The 19,418-nt window shown below is 59.1% G+C and carries 18 protein-coding genes and 1 tRNA gene; 12 read left to right on the plus strand and 7 right to left on the minus strand.

Features of this window, described 5'->3' with window-relative positions:
- Nucleotides 1-103 precede the first annotated feature (103 nt).
- The 4 genes from ABLU95_RS12110 to ABLU95_RS12125 form a co-directional block, all read right to left on the minus strand.
- Nucleotides 104-180, minus strand: a tRNA-Pro gene (locus tag ABLU95_RS12110).
- Between the two features lie 91 nt (nucleotides 181-271).
- A complete protein-coding gene (gene eptB / locus ABLU95_RS12115) occupies nucleotides 272-1,966 on the minus strand; it encodes a kdo(2)-lipid A phosphoethanolamine 7''-transferase (protein ID WP_101978220.1) in 1,695 nt (564 codons plus the stop codon).
- Between the two features lie 242 nt (nucleotides 1,967-2,208).
- Nucleotides 2,209-3,414, minus strand: a complete 1,206-nt coding sequence (locus ABLU95_RS12120; protein WP_023291312.1) for an MFS transporter — start codon at nucleotides 3,412-3,414, stop codon at nucleotides 2,209-2,211.
- Nucleotides 3,415-3,655: 241 nt separating this feature from the next.
- The gene (locus ABLU95_RS12125) at nucleotides 3,656-4,300 is read right to left on the minus strand and encodes a lipase (RefSeq protein ID WP_023291313.1); all 645 of its coding nucleotides are present in this window, start codon (nucleotides 4,298-4,300) and stop codon (nucleotides 3,656-3,658) included.
- Nucleotides 4,301-4,442: 142 nt separating this feature from the next.
- On the opposite strand from ABLU95_RS12125, the gene tag reads away from it, so the two are divergent.
- Together tag and ABLU95_RS12135 are read left to right on the plus strand one after the other, a co-directional pair.
- Nucleotides 4,443-5,024 (plus strand): DNA-3-methyladenine glycosylase I, encoded by a 582-nt coding sequence (gene tag / locus ABLU95_RS12130; RefSeq protein ID WP_348879651.1) that lies wholly within the window; start codon nucleotides 4,443-4,445, stop codon nucleotides 5,022-5,024.
- On the plus strand, nucleotides 5,002-5,442 hold the full coding sequence (locus tag ABLU95_RS12135; protein WP_004205000.1) for an N-acetyltransferase: 441 nt from the start codon (nucleotides 5,002-5,004) through the stop codon (nucleotides 5,440-5,442). The genes tag and ABLU95_RS12135 overlap by 23 nt, the downstream gene beginning before the upstream one ends.
- On the opposite strand, the gene ABLU95_RS12140 is transcribed toward ABLU95_RS12135, so the two are convergent.
- On the minus strand, nucleotides 5,411-7,741 hold the full coding sequence (locus ABLU95_RS12140; RefSeq protein ID WP_348879653.1) for a molybdopterin guanine dinucleotide-containing S/N-oxide reductase: 2,331 nt from the start codon (nucleotides 7,739-7,741) through the stop codon (nucleotides 5,411-5,413). The two genes, ABLU95_RS12135 and ABLU95_RS12140, sit on opposite strands and share 32 nt — an antisense overlap.
- A 167-nt stretch (nucleotides 7,742-7,908) precedes the next feature.
- On the opposite strand from ABLU95_RS12140, the gene ABLU95_RS12145 reads away from it, so the two are divergent.
- The 6 genes from ABLU95_RS12145 to ghrB all read left to right on the plus strand — a co-directional run bounded on the left by ABLU95_RS12145 (nucleotide 7,909) and on the right by ghrB (nucleotide 13,872).
- Nucleotides 7,909-8,571, plus strand: coding sequence for an OmpA family lipoprotein (locus ABLU95_RS12145; protein WP_348879655.1), 663 nt, complete (start codon nucleotides 7,909-7,911; stop codon nucleotides 8,569-8,571).
- Nucleotides 8,572-8,674: 103 nt separating this feature from the next.
- Nucleotides 8,675-9,691, plus strand: a complete 1,017-nt coding sequence (locus ABLU95_RS12150) for a LacI family DNA-binding transcriptional regulator (protein WP_023291318.1) — start codon at nucleotides 8,675-8,677, stop codon at nucleotides 9,689-9,691.
- A 111-nt stretch (nucleotides 9,692-9,802) separates the two neighbouring features.
- Entirely contained in the window at nucleotides 9,803-10,552 is a 750-nt protein-coding gene (locus ABLU95_RS12155) for a xylose isomerase (RefSeq protein WP_032454334.1), read from the plus strand.
- Between the two features lie 3 nt (nucleotides 10,553-10,555).
- Complete coding sequence (locus ABLU95_RS12160; protein WP_008806889.1) at nucleotides 10,556-11,491, plus strand: sugar kinase; 936 nt, start codon at nucleotides 10,556-10,558, stop codon at nucleotides 11,489-11,491.
- Nucleotides 11,492-11,595: 104 nt separating this feature from the next.
- Nucleotides 11,596-12,876 carry an MFS transporter gene (locus ABLU95_RS12165; RefSeq protein ID WP_004205006.1) on the plus strand — a complete coding sequence of 427 codons (1,281 nt, stop codon included), beginning with the start codon at nucleotides 11,596-11,598 and terminating at the stop codon, nucleotides 12,874-12,876.
- Between the two features lie 24 nt (nucleotides 12,877-12,900).
- Complete coding sequence (ghrB, locus tag ABLU95_RS12170) at nucleotides 12,901-13,872, plus strand: glyoxylate/hydroxypyruvate reductase GhrB (RefSeq protein WP_023291320.1); 972 nt, start codon at nucleotides 12,901-12,903, stop codon at nucleotides 13,870-13,872.
- Between the two features lie 108 nt (nucleotides 13,873-13,980).
- On the opposite strand, the gene ABLU95_RS12175 is transcribed toward ghrB, so the two are convergent.
- Nucleotides 13,981-14,691, minus strand: coding sequence for a DUF3053 domain-containing protein (locus ABLU95_RS12175; RefSeq protein WP_002921929.1), 711 nt, complete (start codon nucleotides 14,689-14,691; stop codon nucleotides 13,981-13,983).
- Nucleotides 14,692-14,851: 160 nt separating this feature from the next.
- On the opposite strand from ABLU95_RS12175, the gene ABLU95_RS12180 reads away from it, so the two are divergent.
- The 4 genes from ABLU95_RS12180 (at nucleotide 14,852) to cspA (ending at nucleotide 17,487) form a co-directional block, all read left to right on the plus strand.
- Entirely contained in the window at nucleotides 14,852-15,139 is a 288-nt protein-coding gene (locus ABLU95_RS12180) for a hypothetical protein (protein WP_074442644.1), read from the plus strand.
- Nucleotides 15,132-16,487 (plus strand): MFS transporter, encoded by a 1,356-nt coding sequence (locus ABLU95_RS12185; protein WP_023291321.1) that lies wholly within the window; start codon nucleotides 15,132-15,134, stop codon nucleotides 16,485-16,487. Before ABLU95_RS12180 ends, ABLU95_RS12185 begins: the two co-directional genes overlap by 8 nt.
- Before the next feature lie 244 nt (nucleotides 16,488-16,731).
- On the plus strand, nucleotides 16,732-17,022 hold the full coding sequence (locus ABLU95_RS12190; RefSeq protein ID WP_004205010.1) for an HTH-type transcriptional regulator: 291 nt from the start codon (nucleotides 16,732-16,734) through the stop codon (nucleotides 17,020-17,022).
- A gap of 252 nt (nucleotides 17,023-17,274) precedes the next feature.
- The gene (gene cspA / locus ABLU95_RS12195; RefSeq protein WP_000014594.1) at nucleotides 17,275-17,487 is read left to right on the plus strand and encodes an RNA chaperone/antiterminator CspA; all 213 of its coding nucleotides are present in this window, start codon (nucleotides 17,275-17,277) and stop codon (nucleotides 17,485-17,487) included.
- Nucleotides 17,488-17,585: 98 nt separating this feature from the next.
- Here the strand turns inward: cspA and ABLU95_RS12200 are convergent, their stop codons facing one another.
- A complete protein-coding gene (locus ABLU95_RS12200; protein WP_348879659.1) occupies nucleotides 17,586-19,205 on the minus strand; it encodes an ATP-binding cassette domain-containing protein in 1,620 nt (539 codons plus the stop codon).
- Nucleotides 19,206-19,418 lie beyond the last annotated feature (213 nt).

Raw genomic sequence — 19,418 nt, forward strand, 5'->3', positions numbered from 1 at the left:
GTTCTCTCGCTCCGCTCGAGTCGAACCTCCTGCCCCCGGAGGTTCTCATCCTCACTGGCCGCAGATGCAAAAAAGCCTGCTCAATGAGCAGGCTTTTTGAATTTGGTCGGTGATAGAGGATTCGAACCTCCGACCCCTTCGTCCCGAACGAAGTGCGCTACCAGGCTGCGCCAATCACCGAATGCGGGGCGCATCTTACTGCTGGGATGCACCCCCGTCAATGCCTTATTAGCAAAAAATCAATCAAGCGGCGAGAATCTCGCCACTATTACTATTCCTTCGCCGCTTTCTTCGAAGCCGGCACGCGGCACCAGTTGTTGTTCTCGTTGATCCCGCCATCCGGCGAGGTATAACCGAGGCAGCCCATAATGGTGTCGTACAGCTCGACGTGGCGTCGCGGCACCTTCATCGCGGCCTGCTGCTGCAGATGGGCGAACGCGGCGGCATGATCGGGATTCTCCAGATATTTATCCGACATCCAGACCATCATCGGCACACGGAACTGTTCCGGCGGCGCCATCTTGCGCGGCGTACCGTGCAGATGTTCGCGCTCGTTAATCGACTCGCCATGGTCGGCGGCATAGAACACAATCGCTTTCTTATCCCGCAGCTGGTCGAGGACGCTGACGATAAAGTGATCGACATAGGTCACGCTGTTGTCGTAGGAGTTAATCAGCTCCGCTTTAGAACATTTGTTGTCGACGCCGACACACTCCGGCTTCCACTGGGCGAAGCTGCGCGGATAGCGTTGGGTATAGTTAAAGTGCGAGCCTTTCGTATGCAGGATGATCAGGCGCTTACCGGAGGCGTTGCCCTGCGCCATACCGCGCTTCATCTCATCCACCAGCAGCATATCGTCAACGCTCTTGCCGCGGTTACGCGGTTCGGCGCCAATCTGCTCGCGATAGGCGATATTGTTGGCCATCGTGTTGCTGTAGAACCACATCTCACTCTGCATGGCGTACAGATTGCCGCTGAAGCCCAGTTGATGCAGCACCGCAAAGACGTTCTGCTCTTTGAGGGTCCGCTGCGGATTATCCTCTGCCCCGCCCTGACGCACAAACATGCAGCGTAACGACAGCTTAGTGGCGGTATCGCACGAGTAGCCGCGGAAGGCGACCAGATTCTTCTCTTTCGCCAGCTCTGGCGTGGTGTTGCGGCTATAGCCGAGAATGCCCATATGATCCCAGCGGGTGGTTTCGCCAATGATAAACACCACGTAGGTGTCATCGAGCCCTTCCGGGGCGACGTAGGTAAATTTCTTCGCCGGGTTAATCAGCGATTTGTTGTCTGAGGATTCATCCACCTGCGCCCAGGCGTACAGCCCCAGCGCCGACAGCCAGTTCGATGGCAGGTAGGAGTTGGCGATCACCCCGCCGTAGCTCGGCATATCCACTTCAGAATGGCGCTCTACATCGTGTTGGCGCAGCTCAAGCAGGCGGATGGGGCCCCAGACGATGAGGCCGGCCAGCACCACGATCAGCACGTTTTTAACCCGCTGACCCGGGGTACGCAGTTGGCGCAGCAGCGTATGACGGCAACGGTTGCTCCAGATAAACAGCAGCGGCGGCGCGCTCACCGCCGCCAGCCAGAGGATCAGATGCCAGCCGATGACCTCTTTCGACAGGTCGATATCGGTGGTCATCACCGAGGCGATAATCCCGTAGCCAATCACCACGTTGAGGAACGTCATGTAATAACTGGCGGCGGCGGAAAACAGAACAATCAGCGTCGCCAGAATGCGCCAGATACGGCGGCCGAACAGCGACAGAAGACGTAACAGGAAGAAGGTGACAAAGACCGTGGCCACCAGTTCAACGACACCGGAAAGCCCTTTCCAGAAAGTGAACTCTTGAGCATAACCATCGAAACGCCGAAAAAAAACGGCGACGTTCATAAACCAGCCGATGTACAGCGCCAGCCAAAAACTAAGCTTCTGCTGCGTCATCGTTCTAATATATTTCATGCAAGCAAACCTGGAAAAAGAAGAATAAAACACCGCCTGACGCTGTGGCATGAGTCAGTAGGCTAATAGGGTGCGTTAGGGTTGGTTATCAGAAACCTCTACAAAGCGCGATAAGTAGACCACAGGGAACGGGAAAAGTATCAGGAGGGAATGTGATCCAGCCAAACATTTACAAAACATTTGGCTGGATTGGCACTATTTGCTTAGGGTATTAATCAGGGGCACGTTTCACGCTGCAGGTTTCAGGCGTGCGCCTCGCTATAGACACTGCCTTTCGGCTGACGAATGGTAGTGGAAAGCGCCAGCGAAATAATCAGCAGAGCGAAGATCACGCAGAAGGTGACGTAGAAGCCCCCGAACAGCGAAGCGATGAGGGAACCGCAGATGCTGCCGATACCAAAGCCCAGATAAATGACGCCATAGTTTTTCGCCAGGTTGTTCAGACCGAAGAATTCACTGACCAGCGAGGGGAAGACGGTGATGGTTCCGCCGAAGTTAAAGGCGACGCAGGCAATCGCGGCGAAAAAGGTCATGGCATTCAGCGGAGCGAACAGCAGCGCGGCCATCCCCACCAGCGACACCACCTGACCGAGGGTGATCACGCGAATGCGGGAGATTTTATCGGACAGGATACCTAACACCAGGCGACCGCTAAGGTTAGCGATTGAGATAACCGTTACCGCATTAGCCGCCGTGGCGACATCCAGATGGACCATCCCCTGCGCGATATCTTTCGCCACGCCAATCACATACAGACCGCTCATGCAGGCCGTCAGGAACATCACCGCCAGCATCCAGTACTGCGGTTTACGCATCGATTCGGCGAGAGTAAAGTCATTTTCCACGACGCCGTTGGCCGCGGTGGTCGCCGTATGATTTGGCGCATCTTTCATCAGGGTCGCGCCAAAGACGATCATCACCAGCACGATAGCGCCCCAGATGACGAAGGTTTTTTCCAGACCGACGGTGGCCAGCAGATGAGTATCAATGAATTTGAACCCCAGGCTGCCGAGGCCATAGGAACCGATGGAGAAGGCGGAAATCAGCCCTTTGCGTTCCGGGAACCACTTCACGCAGTTCGACAGGGTCAGCAGATAACCGGCGCCGTCCGCCAGCCCCACCAGCACGCCCGCGCTCAGCCACAGCATCATCAGGCTGTTGGAGTGCGCGGTCAGGAAGAAGCCCAGTCCGAGCAGGATCCCGGAGGCCATGGTGACGCGCTTCACGCCGAAACGCTCCTGCAGCTTGCCGGCGACCGACGAGGAGAGCGCCAGCCCGAGGCTCAGCAGGCCAAAGGAGAACGCGACCTGGCTGACCGGTTCGCCCAGTTTGTCAGACAGTGAACTGTTAAACAGGCTCCAGGTATAAACCGAACCGAGAGCGAATTGGGTGATGATGGTGCCGATAAGCGTAAGCCAGCGGGTCGATTGACGGTTTGCAGCGTTCATAGCAGTTGTCCTGATAAATTAACTGCCGCCACAATAGCGAAGGCCCCTCATCCAGTGGGGGAAAAAGGCATGAACTGCCATCAGCAGGGAATGAAATGCATTAATGGCGGAATGAATGGCATTGCATGACATTCATTCCGCGAATATCAGCAAAAAAGTTAGTGTGCGCTATCTCACAGAAATGCGCCATTACTGAGATTTAACAATAACCGCATCGTTTCAAACGCGTAACAATCCCCGCTCAAAAGTTGGCGCTGACCCCCATCAGATAGAGCGTATTTTCCCCCGACGGGACATTATCCGCCTGCGACAGCGTGGCCCATGCCGCCACATGCGATCCCAGCGGCATATCGGCGCCCAGGGTGACATCACTCCAGCCGCCCTCTCTGGCGCGAGTGGTCGGCGACCAGGCATCGCTGGCGAGCGACTGGTTATAGCTCACCTGAGCCCAGGGGTGCACGCCCCACAGCGACTGATAATCCATACGCCAGCCGAGCGTGTTGACATATCCCGTCTCGCCAACGCTTTTCGTCGCCGGCGCGCTGTAGTCGCTGCGCAGGCTGGCCACCGGCCCGGAGGTCATGCCGTTTGCCAGCAGATAATTCCAGCCGACGCTCATCCCCCGGCTGCTGTCCGGCGGCGCCAGCCCCTGGTTTAACGCCAGTCCGCCCGGCGTTTCAGACGACTTCATCCGCTCGGCGAGGATATCTTCATAGCGTGGTTGGTGATCGCTATCCCATGTATAACGTTCCGACGTATTACTTTTTGTATCGATAGCGATATATTCCTGTTGCCAGGCATTCGCTCCAGAGACACACGATACCCAGACGGATACGCACACCGGGAACAAGAACCCCCGGAGGCCATTGCATTTCTTTATTATCATTAATGCGACTCCAGAAAAGAGCCGAATCGGCATTATTGCTGTGTTTTTTTGGGGATACGATTTCCCTGTATTAACTATTATCTTTATCTTTCAGTCGTCAAGCCGGGGCGTCCACTTTTTTAGCGCAGAGGGAGAAATAGCTATGCAGCGTTGCGGATGGGTGAGTCAGGATCCGTTATACATCGAGTATCACGATACCGAATGGGGTGTCGCGCAAAAAGCGTCCCAGCGGCTGTTTGAAATGATCTGCCTTGAAGGCCAGCAGGCCGGGTTGTCGTGGATCACGGTGTTAAAAAAACGGCAGAACTATCGCCAGGCTTTTCACCAGTTCGATCCGGTGCGCGTGGCGGCGATGGGGGACGATGATGTCGAGCGGCTGCTGCAGGATGCCGGGATTATCCGCCATCGGGGAAAAATCCAGGCCATTATCGGCAACGCCCGGGCGTATCTGGCGATGGAGGAAAATGGCGAGTCGTTCACTGATTTTGTCTGGTCCTTCGTCGACAATGCGCCCCAGGTCACCCGCGCGGCGACGCTGGCGGAGATCCCGACCACGACGCCGGCTTCAGATGCGCTGTCTAAGGCGTTGAAAAAACGCGGTTTTAAGTTTGTCGGTTCGACAATCTGTTACTCTTTTATGCAGGCCTGCGGGCTGGTCAACGACCATGTCATCGGCTGCTTCTGTCACCCTGGAGGTCAGGATGATCCGCAAGTGGGACGCTAAAGATAACCTGCCGCTGCTGGACCTGTGGCTGGAAAGCACGATTCATGCCCATCCCTTTATCAGCGAAAGCTACTGGCGCGACAGCGTCGCGGTGGTACGGGATGTCTATCTTCCCGCCGCCAGCACCTGGGTCTGGGAGCGCGACGGGGAGCTAAAAGGCTTTGTCAGCGTGCTGGAGTCCCGTTTCGTCGGCGCGCTGTTCGTCGCGCCGGACGCTATTCGCCAGGGCATTGGCCGGGCGCTGCTGGATGAAGTCAAGCAGCACTACGCCTGGCTTAGCCTTGAGGTTTATCAGAAAAACGAATCAGCGGTCAGTTTCTACCATGCGCAAGGCTTCCGCATTGAAGATTGCGCATGGCAGGACGATACTCAGCACCCCACCTGGATTATGCGTTGGCCGGCGGATCAAATGCCGTAAGCGGCAGCGCCGGGCCGGTATATTTCTCCAGCCACGCCAGGGCGGTGTTCCCGGCACAGCCGTTGCCCAAGCGGGATGTTGGGATATCTTTAGTTAAGACGTTCACCGCCCCGTTTTTGCAGATGCCCGCCACCGGATCCAGGTCGGGCCACGCCCCTTCATGCAGGCATATCACCCCCGGGCGGATCCCCTCCGTTACCACCGCGCCGGCCAGCACCTGACCGCGGGCGTTCCACACCCGCACCAGATCGCCATCGGCAATCCCCCGCGCCCGGGCATCCTGCGGATGAATAGTCAACGGTTCGCGTCCGGCGACGGCATAACGTTCGCGCAGCGCGGAATAGTTCAGTTGACTGTGCAGACGGTGTGCCGGATGGGCCGACAGCAGCTGCAGCTGCCCCGCCTCGGCGTTGCCATGCCACTCGTCGGGCTCCAGCCACATCGGGTGCGGCGGGCAGTCGGCGTAGCCAAAGGCGGCGATGGTCGGCGAGTGGATCTCAATTTTACCGCTCGCCGTTTTCAGCGGGTTGGCCAGGGGATCGTCGCGGAAGGCGGCGAAGCGGATGAAACGGGCATTCTCCGGCGCCTCCGGCATCTCAATCAGCTGGTTAGCCTGCCAGAATTCGGCAAACGGCGGCAGCGTCACCTGCTGCTGGGCGCCGCGCCGGGCGGCCATCTGATAGAAGGTCTCCAGCCACTGCAGATCGCTCTTCCCTTCGGTAAAGCGCTCGCGGCCGCCCGCCTCCCAACGTTCGCTGAGGTCGGCAAAGACCGCGAAATCATCGCGCGCTTCACCCCGCGGGGCGACCACCTGCTTCATCGGCACCAGATGCTGATTGCTGTAGTCCCCGGTCATCGTCAGATCGTTGCGCTCAAACGAGGTGGTCGCCGGCAGAACGATATCGGCATGACGCGCGGCGGCGGTCCAGAAGCATTCGGAGATGACGATAAGCTCTGGCTTCTGCCAGGCCTGAATCAGGCGGTTGGTATCCTGGTGATGGGTAAAGTTGGCGCCGCCGGCCCACCAGATAAAGCGAATATCGGGGAAGCGCCGCGCCATGCCGTTGTGCTGATACTCCGCCCCCGGATGCTCCAGCGCCTCGACAATCCGCGCGACCGGGATCTTCTCCACGGCGTCCACGCCTCCGGCTACGCTCCCCTGCATCGAGCCCAGCACCGCCGCGCGGCGGGTCGGGTTGCCGCCGTTGGCGAAATGGTAGGAAAGTCCAAACCCGCCCCCTGGGGTGCCAATCTGCCCCAGCATCGCGGCCAGGGTGACCAACATCCAGTGTTTCTGCTCGCCATACTGCTGGCGCTGCATGCCCCAGCCAGACATCAACATGGTGGTGTTTTCGTGGAAAAGTTTCGCCAGTTCGCGGATCTTATCCGCTGAGACGCCGCAAATAGCCGCCGCCCAGTCGGCGGTTTTCGCCACGCCGTCGCTTTCGCCGATCAGGTAGCGGGCAAAAATCTCGTAGCCGCTGGCGCAGCGGGCAAGAAACTCGTCGTCCTGCCAGCCATTCTCCACCAGCGTATGGGCGATACCCAGCATCAACGCGACGTCGGTGCCCATATGCGGCGCGATCCACTCCATCGAATCGCCAAAGAAATCGACCGTTTCCGATCGCATCGGATCGATGCAGATCAAGCGCTTTCCGCTCTGGCGCAGCCGGTCGAACCACGGGATACCCTGCTCGTCGGAGGCGTTCCAGGCAATTTTCAGCGTGTTCAGCGGGTTGGCGCTCCACAGCACCACTACCTCGCTGTGCTCCAGCACCAGCGGCCAGCTGGTCTGCTGCTGATACACCTCATTGCCGCCCACGACATAAGGCATGATCGCCTGTGCCGCGCCGGTGGAGTAATCCCCGAGATGGCCGGTGTAGCCGCCCGCCAGGCTCATATAGCGCTGCAGCAGGGTGGCCGCCTTATGCAGGACGCCGTTAGAACGCCAGCCGTAGGAGCCGGCAAAAATGGAGGCCGGTCCATAGCTTTCGCGGATCCGACGATGCTGGGCATCGATCAGATCCAGCGCCTGCTCCCAGCTCACCCGCACAAATTCATCCTGACCGCGGACCCCCTGGGGCTTGTCCGGAGAGGCGAGAAAGCCTTTGCGCACCATCGGGTAGCGCACGCGGGTTTTGCTGTGCACCTGGTCGCGCACCGCCGTTTGCAGCGAATTGGCAAACGGCGTCGCCAGCGCGCCGCGGGAGGAGAGGACGTTTTCCCCGTCCGTTTCCACCAGCATCGGTCCCCAGTGGGCGGCGGTTAAAATGGTTTTGGTTGCAGATGAGGTTGGCAAAGGCGGCTCCTGGTCAGCGAAGGCAGGTGTGGTGACGGCGCGAATCGGCGCCGTTCAATGTTATTTACAAAATGAGATGGTATGCGGGGAATTTTCTACGTATTCGCGCGTCATAATCAACCGTCACGTTCGCTGTGGCAAAGAATAAAAAGGATTAAGGACATTAAATGAAAAAACGCGTACTTATGATTGCGGCTCTGGTCAGCGGCACCCTGGCCGTTTCCGGCTGCACCACCAACCCCTATACCGGTGAGCGTGAAGCTGGCAAATCCGGTATTGGCGCAGGTATTGGCTCCTTAGTGGGCGCTGGCGTCGGCGCGCTTTCCTCCTCCAAACACGACCGCGGCAAAGGCGCGCTGATTGGCGCAGCGGCAGGCGCGGCGCTGGGCGGCGGCATTGGCTACTACATGGACGTGCAGGAAGCGAAGCTGCGCGACAAAATGCAGGGAACCGGGGTCAGCGTGACGCGAAATGGTGACAACATCGTGCTGAACATGCCGAATAACGTCACTTTCGACAGCAACAGCGCCAACCTGAAACCGGCCGGCGCCAACACCCTGACCGGCGTGGCCATGGTGCTGAAAGAGTATGAGAAAACCGCCGTTAACGTCGTCGGCTACACCGACAGCACCGGCAGTAAGGACCTGAATATGCGTCTGTCGCAGCAGCGTGCTGACAGCGTCGCCAGCGCGCTGATCACCCAGGGCGTGGCGGCCAACCGCATTCGCACCACCGGCATGGGCCTGGCGAACCCCATCGCCAGCAACAGCACGGCGGAAGGCAAGGCGCAGAACCGTCGCGTGGAAATCACCCTCAGCCCGCTGCAATAAGCGCATCCTCATGTTGCCCGGCCGCGCCTCTGCCGGGCAAAATGCTTGATATCGCTATTTTTCGCGCTAAGGTGTTGGCAGATTTTCAGCAAAGGAAGCCACCATGGCGAAAGCGGCGCGTGCAACCATTAGCGATGTGGCGAAAGCCGCAAAGACCGGCAAAACCAGCATTTCACGGTATCTTAACGGCGAGAAGCATCTGCTTTCCGACGATCTGTTATCACGTATTGAACAAGCCATTGCCGAACTCGACTACCGCCCCAGCCTGATGGCCCGCGGCCTCAAGCACGGCCGAACCCGCCTCATCGGCCTGATCATCGCCGATATCACCAACCCCTATTCGGTCAACGTCATGAGCGGCATTGAAGCGGCCTGCCGGGAAAAGGGCTTCACTTTGCTGGTGTGTAACACCAATAACGAGCTGGATCAGGAGCTGCACTACCTCGACCTGCTGCGCAGCTACCAGGTGGAAGGCATCGTCGTCAACGCGGTCGGCATGCGGGAGGATGGCCTGAACCGCCTGCAGCAGTCGGCCCTGCCGATGGTGCTGATTGACCGTAAAATCCCCGATTTCGCCTGCGATGTGGTCGGGCTTGATAACGCCCAGGCCGCCACCACCGCCACCGAACACCTGGTGGAGAAAGGCTTTGAGGCCATCCTGTTTCTTAGCGAACCGCTGGGGTCGGTCAATACCCGCCGCGAGCGCCTGAGCGCCTTCCGCGCCACGCTCACCCGCCACCACGGCGTGGTGGCCGAAAACGCCGAAGTGCAGCTCAACGACGGCGCGATGATGGACAACGTCCTGCGCCAGTTCCACGCCCGCCATCGCGGGATGCGCAAAGCGGTGATCTCCGCCAACGGCGCGCTGACGCTGCAGGTAGCCCGCGCCCTGAAGCGCGTCGGCCTGATCTGGGGCAGCGATATCGGCCTGCTGGGCTTCGACGAACTGGAGTGGGCGGAGCTGGCTGGCGTCGGCATCACCACCCTCAAACAGCCAACGTGGCAGATCGGCTACGCGGCGGTGGAACAGGTGATTCGGCGCATTGCTGGCAGTAACGACCCCATCTGCGAGCGGGTCTTCTCCGGCGAGCTTATCGTCCGCGGATCAACTTCCCGTTAACGATCCTTCGTGATGCCGATCATAAATTAAACATCTCGCCCTTTCTTATGGAACCGATACCATCTAGCGTAATAAGGAGATTAAGCAACAAACGCCGGGAGTAAGAGCGCGATGGCCAGAAAAATTATTGTCGTTACCGCTGCGTATGGTAATGACCATGTTAAATCCTTAGGCGGCCAGGCCGCCGTCCTGCCGTTTATCGCCGACGCCGGCGCGGACGGCGTCGAAATCCGCCGCGAGCTGTTCAGCGCCGAAGAGCTCAACGCCCTGCCGACGCTGGCCGCCGCCATTGAGCGCCACGGCCTGCTGGCCTGCTACTCCGCGCCCCAGGCGCTGTTCGCCGACAACGGCGAGCTTAACCCGCATCTCCCGACGCTGCTCGCGGAAGCGCAGACCCTTAACGCCCTGTGGCTGAAGCTCTCCCTTGGCCATTTCCGCCACAACCAGCAGCTCGACGAACTGCGCGATATCCTCAGCGACAGCGGCATGGCGCTGGTGGTGGAGAATGACCAGACCGACTGCGGCCAGCTGGCGCCGATGCAGCGCTTCAAAGCCGCCTGTCGGGTCCATCAGCTGCCGATCACCTTAACGTTTGATATGGGCAACTGGCTGTGGGTCGGCGATTCGCCGGAAGAGGCCGCCCGCCATCTTGCGCCGGCGGTCAGCTATATTCATGTAAAAGCGGCGGAGCCTCATCAGGAGAAATTCCGCGCTGTGCCGCCGGATCAGGCCGCCGACCGCTGGCTGGCCCTGCTCGATAATCTTCCCGCCGACGCGCCGCGTGGAATCGAGTTTCCGCTGACTGGCCATGACCTGACGGCCGTGACCCGCCGCTACGTCAACCTGTTACGCGAGGAATAAGCCGTGGAAAATTTAGATGTCATCACCATCGGCGAAGCTATGGCCATGTTTGTCGCCACCGAAACCGGCGATCTGGCCGAGGTGGAGCATTTTATGAAACGTGTCGCCGGCGCTGAGCTGAACGTCGCCACCGGCCTGGCGCGCCTGGGTCTGAAGGTCGGCTGGGTCAGCCGCGTCGGCAACGACAGCTTTGGCCGCTTCGTACTGCAATCGCTGGCGAAAGAGGGGATCGATAGCCACGCTGTCGCCATCGACAACCGCTTCGCTACCGGTTTCCAGATGAAATCGAAAGTCGAAAATGGAACCGATCCCATTGTGGAATATTTCCGCAAAGGTTCTGCCGCCAGCCATCTGTCGCCGGACGATTTTCGCGCCGACTACTTCACCAGCGCCCGTCATCTGCACCTGAGCGGCGTGGCCGCCGCGCTCTCTGAAAGCTCATATGCGCTGCTTGAGCATGCGGCGAAGGTCATGAAAGCCGAGGGCAAAACCCTCTCTTTCGACCCCAATCTGCGGCCGGTGCTGTGGAAAAGCGAAGCCGAGATGGTGGAGAAGCTCAACCGTCTCGCCTTCCAGGCTGACTGGGTTTTGCCAGGCTTAAAAGAGGGCGTCATCCTCACCGGCCAGCAGACCCCGGAGGGGATCGCCGATTTCTATCTCTCGCGCGGCGTCAAGGCGGTGGTCATTAAAACCGGCTGCGACGGCGCCTGGTTCAAGAGCGCCAGCGGCGAACAGGGAACGGTTGATGCCATCAAAGTCGAAAACGTCGTCGATACCGTCGGCGCCGGCGACGGCTTTGCCGTCGGGGTGATTAGCGCCCTGCTGGAAGGCAAAACCCTGCTTCAGGCGGTGAACCGCGGCAATAAAATCGGTTCGCTGGCGATTCAGGTCCAGGGCGACAGCGAGGGGCTGCCCACCCGCGACGCGCTGGGCGAATAACATTTATACGCAACAATAACAGCCGTCCTGTACCCTACCTGCAGCGCGGCACAGCAGCGTCCGTTTCGACGGACGTATGTCACCTCATTGACAGAGGCAAGCCTATGAATAGCTCAACAAATGCAACGAAACGCTGGTGGTACATCATGCCTATCGTGTTTATCACGTATAGCCTGGCGTACCTCGACCGCGCCAACTTCAGCTTCGCCTCCGCGGCAGGCATTACCGAAGACCTGGGCATCACCAAAGGGATCTCTTCCCTGCTGGGGGCGCTGTTCTTCCTTGGCTACTTCTTCTTTCAGATCCCCGGCGCTATCTATGCGGAGCGCCGCAGCGTTCGCAAACTGATCTTTATCTGCCTGATCCTGTGGGGCGGCTGCGCCTCCCTGACCGGGATTGTGCATAATATCCCGGCGCTGGCGGCCATTCGCTTTATCCTCGGCGTCGTCGAAGCGGCGGTGATGCCGGCGATGCTGATCTATATCAGCAACTGGTTCACCAAATCCGAGCGCTCGCGGGCCAACACCTTCCTGATCCTCGGCAACCCGGTGACGGTCCTGTGGATGTCGGTGGTCTCCGGCTACCTGATTCAGGCCTTCGGCTGGCGGGAAATGTTCATCATCGAAGGGGTGCCGGCGGTGATCTGGGCCTTCTGCTGGTGGGTGCTGGTGAAAGATAAACCGTCGCAGGTATCCTGGCTGGCGGAGAGTGAAAAAGCCGCGCTGCAGGAACAACTGGATCGTGAACAGCAGGGTATCAAAGCGGTGCGTAACTATGGCGAGGCCTTCCGCTCCCGCAACGTGATCCTGCTCTGCGCTCAGTACTTTGCCTGGAGCATCGGCGTGTACGGCTTTGTACTGTGGCTGCCGTCGATTATCCGCAGCGGCGGCGAAAATATGGGGATGGTGGAAGTGGGCTGGCTCTCTTCGGTTCCGTACCTGGCGGCGACTATCGCCATGATCGTGGTCTCTTGGGCCTCCGATAAAATGCAGAACCGTAAGCTGTTCGTCTGGCCGCTGCTGCTGATTGGCGGACTGGCCTTCATCGGCTCCTGGGCGGTCGGCGCCAACCACTTCTGGGTCTCTTACACCCTGCTGGTGGTGGCTGGTGCGGCAATGTATGCGCCTTACGGCCCCTTCTTCGCCATTATTCCGGAAATGCTGCCACGCAACGTCGCCGGCGGCGCGATGGCGCTGATCAACAGCATGGGCGCCCTGGGCTCCTTCTGCGGCTCGTGGTTTGTCGGCTACCTGAACGGCGCCACCGGCAGCCCCGCAGCTTCCTATATTTTTATGGGGGTGGCGCTTTTCGCCTCAGTATGGCTGACTTTGATTGTTAAGCCTGCTAATAATCAAAACCTTCCACTTGGCGCTCATCACGCCTGAACGACTCACACTACGGAGATTCGCATGAAGCCGTCTGTCATTCTCTATAAAACGCTTCCCGACGACCTGCTACAGCGTCTGGAGGAGCACTTTTCCGTCACTCAGGTGAAAAACCTGCGGCCGGAGACCGTTTCGCAGCACGCTGAGGCCTTCGCCCAGGCTGAGGGCCTGCTGGGCTCCAGCGAAAAGGTTGACGCCGCGCTGCTGGAGAAAATGCCGAAGCTGCGTGCGACCTCCACCGTGTCCGTTGGCTATGACAACTTCGACGTCGAGGCGCTGAACGCCCGCCGGGTGCTGCTGATGCATACCCCGACCGTGCTGACCGAGACCGTCGCCGACACGATCATGGCGCTGGTGCTGAGCACCGCCCGCCGGGTGGTGGAAGTGGCGGAGCGCGTCAAAGCGGGCGAGTGGACGAAGAGCATTGGGCCAGACTGGTTCGGCACCGACGTACACCATAAAACCTTAGGTATCGTCGGCATGGGCCGCATCGGCATGGCGCTGGCGCAGCGCGCCCACTTCGGGTTCGGCATGCCGATCCTGTACAACGCGCGCCGCCAGCATCCACAGGCAGAAGAGCGCTTCAACGCCCGCTATTGCGATCTCGATACCCTGCTGCAGGAAGCCGATTTTGTCTGCCTGATCCTGCCCCTGAGCGAAGAGACCCATCATCTGTTCGGTCAGGCGCAGTTCGCCAAAATGAAATCTTCCGCCATCTTTATTAACGCCGGGCGCGGCCCGGTGGTCGATGAGCAGGCGCTGATCGCCGCCCTGCAGGCGGGCGAGATCCACGCTGCCGGCCTTGATGTCTTCGAGCACGAGCCGCTGGCTAAAGATTCGCCGCTGCTTAGCCTGCCGAACGTCGTCGCGCTGCCGCATATCGGCTCCGCCACCCATGAGACGCGCTACAACATGGCAGCCTGCGCGGTGGATAACCTGATCGATGCCCTGAACGGCAAGGTCGAGAAAAACTGCGTCAATCCGCAGGTAAAATAAGCCATAAAAAAACCCGGGTAGCGGCGGCCATCGCCCTCCCCGGGTTCTTTTTGCATTCTGTCCGTCATCCAGCCCGTTCGCCGCAGCTCACGTCAGCCAGACGGGGCATTAGCGGGTGGCGTTCACCGCCGCCGTCCATGCCTGATTAAACGCTTGATGCTGCGCCGCCAGCGGCCCAATCAGCGCATTATACTGGCTGGCCTGCTGCGAGGTCGGGAACTGAATGCCGTTGGCCACAAAGCTCACCTGGGTCCCCTGCTGAGCGACAAAATCCCCCACCTGAACCAGCTGCTGGGTAAAGATCTGCGCGGCCGGGATCAGCGGCTGCAGCGCGTCGGCTGGCGCGGTGACGACCTTGGCGTATACCTGATCGAAGACCGGCTTGAGATCGTCAGCCTGCTTCAGAGCGCCATGCGCGGCATCAGCCTGCATTTTGGCATTCTGCAGCTGCTGGCTGAGCACGCCCAGCGCGCCGTTCGCCTGACGCAGCGGCTCGCGCTGGGTCATATAGTCCTGCGGAACGCGGATCGCATTGACGCTATCCACCACCGGGCGCAGACCAGCGTCCATCGCCTGGCTCACCTGCTGCGAGTAGCCGTAGATCACCGCGTAGTCAGAGACAAACGGCCCAAACTGTTTTTTCTGATCGGCGGTCAGCGTCGGCAGTCGTTCACCGCTACGCATCGCCGTATTCTGCAGGAAGTCGATAAACGCTTTGCGCTGATCGCCCTCTTTATCAAAACACCCACTCAGGCTAACCACCATTAATAAGGCCGCCATAGCCGCAAACCAGCGAGAGCAGGACTTTCCTGTCGCCATTTTTTTACTCCTTTCAGCCAAAAAAAGCGCACAAAGACACACACGTGCCAGACGCTGACAAGGATAGTCCAGCTCGGCCTCGCAGGATACCCTTTACTGCTAATCTTACGCAGGAAAAACGCCATTCCATACGCCGCTATCGCCGCCTGGCGCGTCTGTTATGCGCATCACAAATATGCGCTTTAAATCAGGCCGACGCATATCACGTAACTTATTGATATTCTTTAAACAAAAAATCCATCAACCGGCGCCTCGCCCGGAAGCGGACGATAATCGCACGCTTTGGCGCCCGCCCGGATTGCCTGGTCAGCGCTTCAATGATTTGATGAATGAGCGATTAACGGCGATGCGTTCGATTATCGCACAAACCAATCTCAACGACGCGAAGGCGACGATAATAACAAACCTCTGTCCCTCGCTCAGTCTGCCAGGAAAGCCGTATGACTAAGACAACCATCGACATTCAGGCCTTTATCAACGAGCACCCCTTCACCCGCTACCAGTGGATGATCCTCGCGCTCTGCTTCATCACCGTCGCGATGGACGGGTTCGACACCGCGATCATCGGATTCATCGCCTCCGACCTGGTCCAGGAATGGGGCGTGGAAAAATCAGCCCTCGGCCCGGTGATGAGCGCCGCGCTGGTTGGCCTGGCGGTCGGCGCGTTAACCGCGGGACCACTGGCTGACCGTATCGGCCGCAAGAAAGTACTGATTATGTCGATCGTGGTGTTCGGCGGATTCAGCCTGCTCACCGCCTTTGCCACCAGCCTTAACCAGCTGACGCTGCTGCGCTTCCTGACCGGCCTGGGCCTCGGCGCGGCGATGCCCAATGCCGCGACGCTAATGAGCGAATATGCGCCGGAGCGCCGTCGGGCGCTGCTGGTGAACCTGATGTTCGTCGGCTTTCCGATGGGATCGTCGCTGGGCGGCTTTTTATCCGCCTGGATGATCCCGCACTATGGCTGGCAGAGCGTGCTGGTGCTGGGCGGCGTGATGCCTCTCCTGCTGGCGGTGGCCTTAATTTTCCTGCTGCCGGAGTCCGCCCGTTATCTGGTGGTGAAGCGTCAGCCGGCGCAGCGCATTGCCGCCATCCTGCGGCGTATCGCGCCGCTGCCGGAGGCGGTGGAATTTGAGCTGCGCGAAGCAGGCCAGGTGAAAGAGAAGTCGGCTATCGGCGTCATTTTCTCCCCGCGCTACGCAGTGGGTACCGTGATGCTGTGCCTGACCTACTTCATGGGTCTGCTGATCTTCTATCTCCTGACCAGCTGGCTGCCGCTGCTGATCCGTGAAACCGGCGCATCAATGAGTCAGGCCTCAATTATCACCGCGCTGTTCCCGCTCGGCGGCGGAATTGGCGTGCTGATCCTCGGCGCCCTGATGGACAAGATCAACCCCAATAAGGTAGTGGCCGTCGGCTGGCTGCTGACCGGCGTTTTCGTCTGTCTGGTCGGCTTCTCCACCAGCAGCCTGGCGCTGATGGGAGTGATGGTGTTTATCGCCGGCAGTATTATGAACGGTGCGCAGTCGTCAATGCCGGCGCTGGCGGCAGGCTTCTACCCGACGCAAGGGCGCGCCACCGGCGTCGCCTGGATGCTGGGTATCGGCCGCTTCGGCGGGATCCTCGGTGCGTTCAGCGGCGCCTTCCTGATGCAGGCCCAGCTCTCTTTTGAGACCATTTTCACTCTGCTGGCCATCCCGGCGTTCCTGTCAGCCATCGCGCTGCTGATTAAATACCGGGTCAGTAAATCAGCGCCCGTGGCGACAGAGGACGCGAGAGGTCTGCAGAAAGCCTGATCGATAAGCCGGCGGCCCGCGCCGGCTTTGCCGCTTTTTTCTTATCCGTTTACAAAAATTTTCGAAGCCACGCCATCGCGTTAGTAATCATTCTCTTAGGCCCCGTTGCCGTTTGGCTGACGGGGCCGATTCGATAACCTGCTGGCAAATAATCACGGACGTTACCATCCTTTACGCCTTTTTCTGACTATTCTTAAAGAGCTTTAGAAAAATCTCTTCCGCTGTGTGATAAAAGGAGTTCTCAATGGAATATAAAGATCCCGTGTTTGAACTGCTGAGCAGCCTGGAACACATCGTTTTTAAGGACGATAATCAGACACTTACCTCAAACCGTAAGTCCACTGTGTTTAGTGAATTTGAACAGCTGCGTAAAGGCACTGGACTTAAGATTGACGACTTCGCCAACGCCATGGGCGTGAGCGTCGCCATGGTAAGAGAGTGGGAGTCGAGACGGGTAAGACCGTCCCCCACAGAGCTGAAGTTAATGCGCCTGATTCAGGCCAATCCGCAGCTTTCAAGACAGTTACTCGATTAATCCAGCGCGCAGCGGCAAGGGCCAGTAAGGGAGCTTTTGCCGCTGCGCCGTAAAAAAAAGTTTGCTATCAGGTGCTGAACGTGCGTTAATGCTCGCAGGTTTGATGTACAGACCACAGAGCAGTCGAATAGAGCAGTCCTTCTAAGGTTATCCAAAGATACCCCCGTAGTGAACTTTCCCTTTATCGCTTTAAATCTGTAGTCCAGACCGCTACGCCGCAAGGCTCACTTATTTTTTTAAAGGTAATTCACTATGTCCGGTAAAATGACTGGTATCGTAAAATGGTTCAACGCTGACAAAGGCTTCGGCTTCATCACTCCTGACGATGGCTCTAAAGACGTGTTCGTACACTTCTCTGCTATCCAGAACGATGGCTACAAATCCCTGGACGAAGGTCAGAAAGTCTCCTTCACCATCGAAAGCGGCGCTAAAGGCCCGGCAGCTGGCAACGTAACTTCTCTGTAAGTTCAAGCCGCTAAGAATCGAGAATCCCTGCCTGATGGCGGGGATTTTTTTTATCTGTCGCCAGCCGCCGCCAGCATACGATGGCGGCTGCCGGGCATTCAGAGTCGGGTATCGTGCCAGCCCGTTTCCCCCCACGTCAGGCTGTGGGTGAGTTTCAACCCCTGCAGAAACGCCTCGTCATGCGACACCACCACCAACGCGCCGGGAAACGTCGCCAGCGCACACTCAATGGCCTGTGTCGAAGCTAAATCGAGATGGTTGGTCGGCTCATCGAGCAACAGCAGCTGGGCCGGATCGCGTCGCCAGAGTACGCAGGCCAGGGCCGCTTTCAGGCGTTCGCCGCCGCTGAGCGCCGCCAGCGGCAGGTTGACCTTATCGGCGCCCAGCTGCAGCTGCGCCAGACGGGTCCGCAGCAGCCCCTCATCCAGCGGAGTATCGTCCAGGCTCAGATGCGTGATCACCGATAACGACAGATCCAGCTGCGTCAGATGTTGATCCAGATAAGCGGCGCTCACCGACAGCCGGACATCGCCTGAGGCGGCCTGCTCCAGCCCCAGCAGCGTTTTCAGCAAGGTAGTTTTGCCGCAGCCGTTCGGCCCTCGCAGCGCGACGCGCATCGGACCATCCATGCGCCAGTCCAGCGGCGCAGCGGGGGAATGGGCGAGCTGCAATGCTTCCACGACCAGCACCTGCTTGCCCGCCGCCACTTCGCTGCCTGGCAGGGTGAACATCACCGGCGTATCCTCTTCCACCCGCTCTCGCGCCTGCTGCACAGCGCCATTCAGACTGCTGTTCTGTTCACGATGCTGACGGCGCAGCGTTCCCGTACGCTCTTTTGCCGCGCCTTTGTACTTCACGCGTTCGAAAGAGGCGATATTCAGGGTATCAACGGTACGCAGTGTCTGCGCCGAGCGCCGCTGGGCAGCATCATGCTCTTTTTGCATTCGCGCGCGGGTGCGTCGCCGCTCGGTCGTCGCATGGTCCAGCGCCGCGCGCGCCGCCTGCTGCTCCGCCTCGCGCTGCCGCTGATATTCGTCATAGTTGCCGCCGTAGCTGCGCAGCGCCGTCGGCGTCAGCTCGATGATCCTCGGCATCCGCGCCAGCAGTTGACGATCGTGGCTGGCGATCAAAGCTCCGCCGTGCCAGTTTTCCAGTTGCTGATAGAGCCACTCTCGCCCCTCACTGTCCAGATGGTTGGTGGGCTCATCCAGCAGCAGATAATCGGCGCTCGAAACAAAGGCGCCGCACAGCAGGGCCTTCATCCGCTCGCCGCCGCTGAGTGAAAAAGCGGGACGATCGGCAGAGAACGGCGGGAGACCGGCATCACGGAAAGCTAAACTCAGCCGATCGGGGAGATCCCAGTGGCCATCCAATAGCTCGAAATCGTCGGCCAGTCCATGACCCTGTTCAAGGCGGTACAAGGCGTCAAAGACCGGCGCATAGCCCAGCAGCGTAGCGAGGGTGGTCTCCGGCGTAAGCGTCGGCTGCTGCGCCACCCAGGCAATGGAAGCCGCGCGCTCGATATGGCCACCGGCAGGAGAATCAAGGCCCGCCAGCAGGCGCAACAGACGCGACTTACCGACGCCGTTCCGGCCGACCAGACCGCAAAGGGACGGTTCCAGCGAGACGTTGAGAGGACCAAACAGGGTCTGCCCCGTCGCAAACTGACAGGTGACCTGATGTAAAACAAAAGCGGGGATGTGGGCGCAATGAGCCATAAGCACTCCTGAATGAAATCAATACTCCCCTACCCGCAACGTCTGCGAGGTAAGGCGTGAAGTTCATCAGTCGTGTTTGTTCATTTGTAGGGCGCGCTCCAGTGAGACGAGGGATTCGTCGGGGCATAGGATAGCCACACTCCGCTATGAATTTCAAGCCCGTTTAATTCAACAATCGTTTAAAAATAAAAAGGCCTCCTGATATCAGGAGGC

The organism is Klebsiella sp. GG_Kp146 (assembly GCF_040061975.1).
GTDB classification, from domain to species: Bacteria; Pseudomonadota; Gammaproteobacteria; order Enterobacterales; family Enterobacteriaceae; genus Klebsiella; species Klebsiella quasipneumoniae.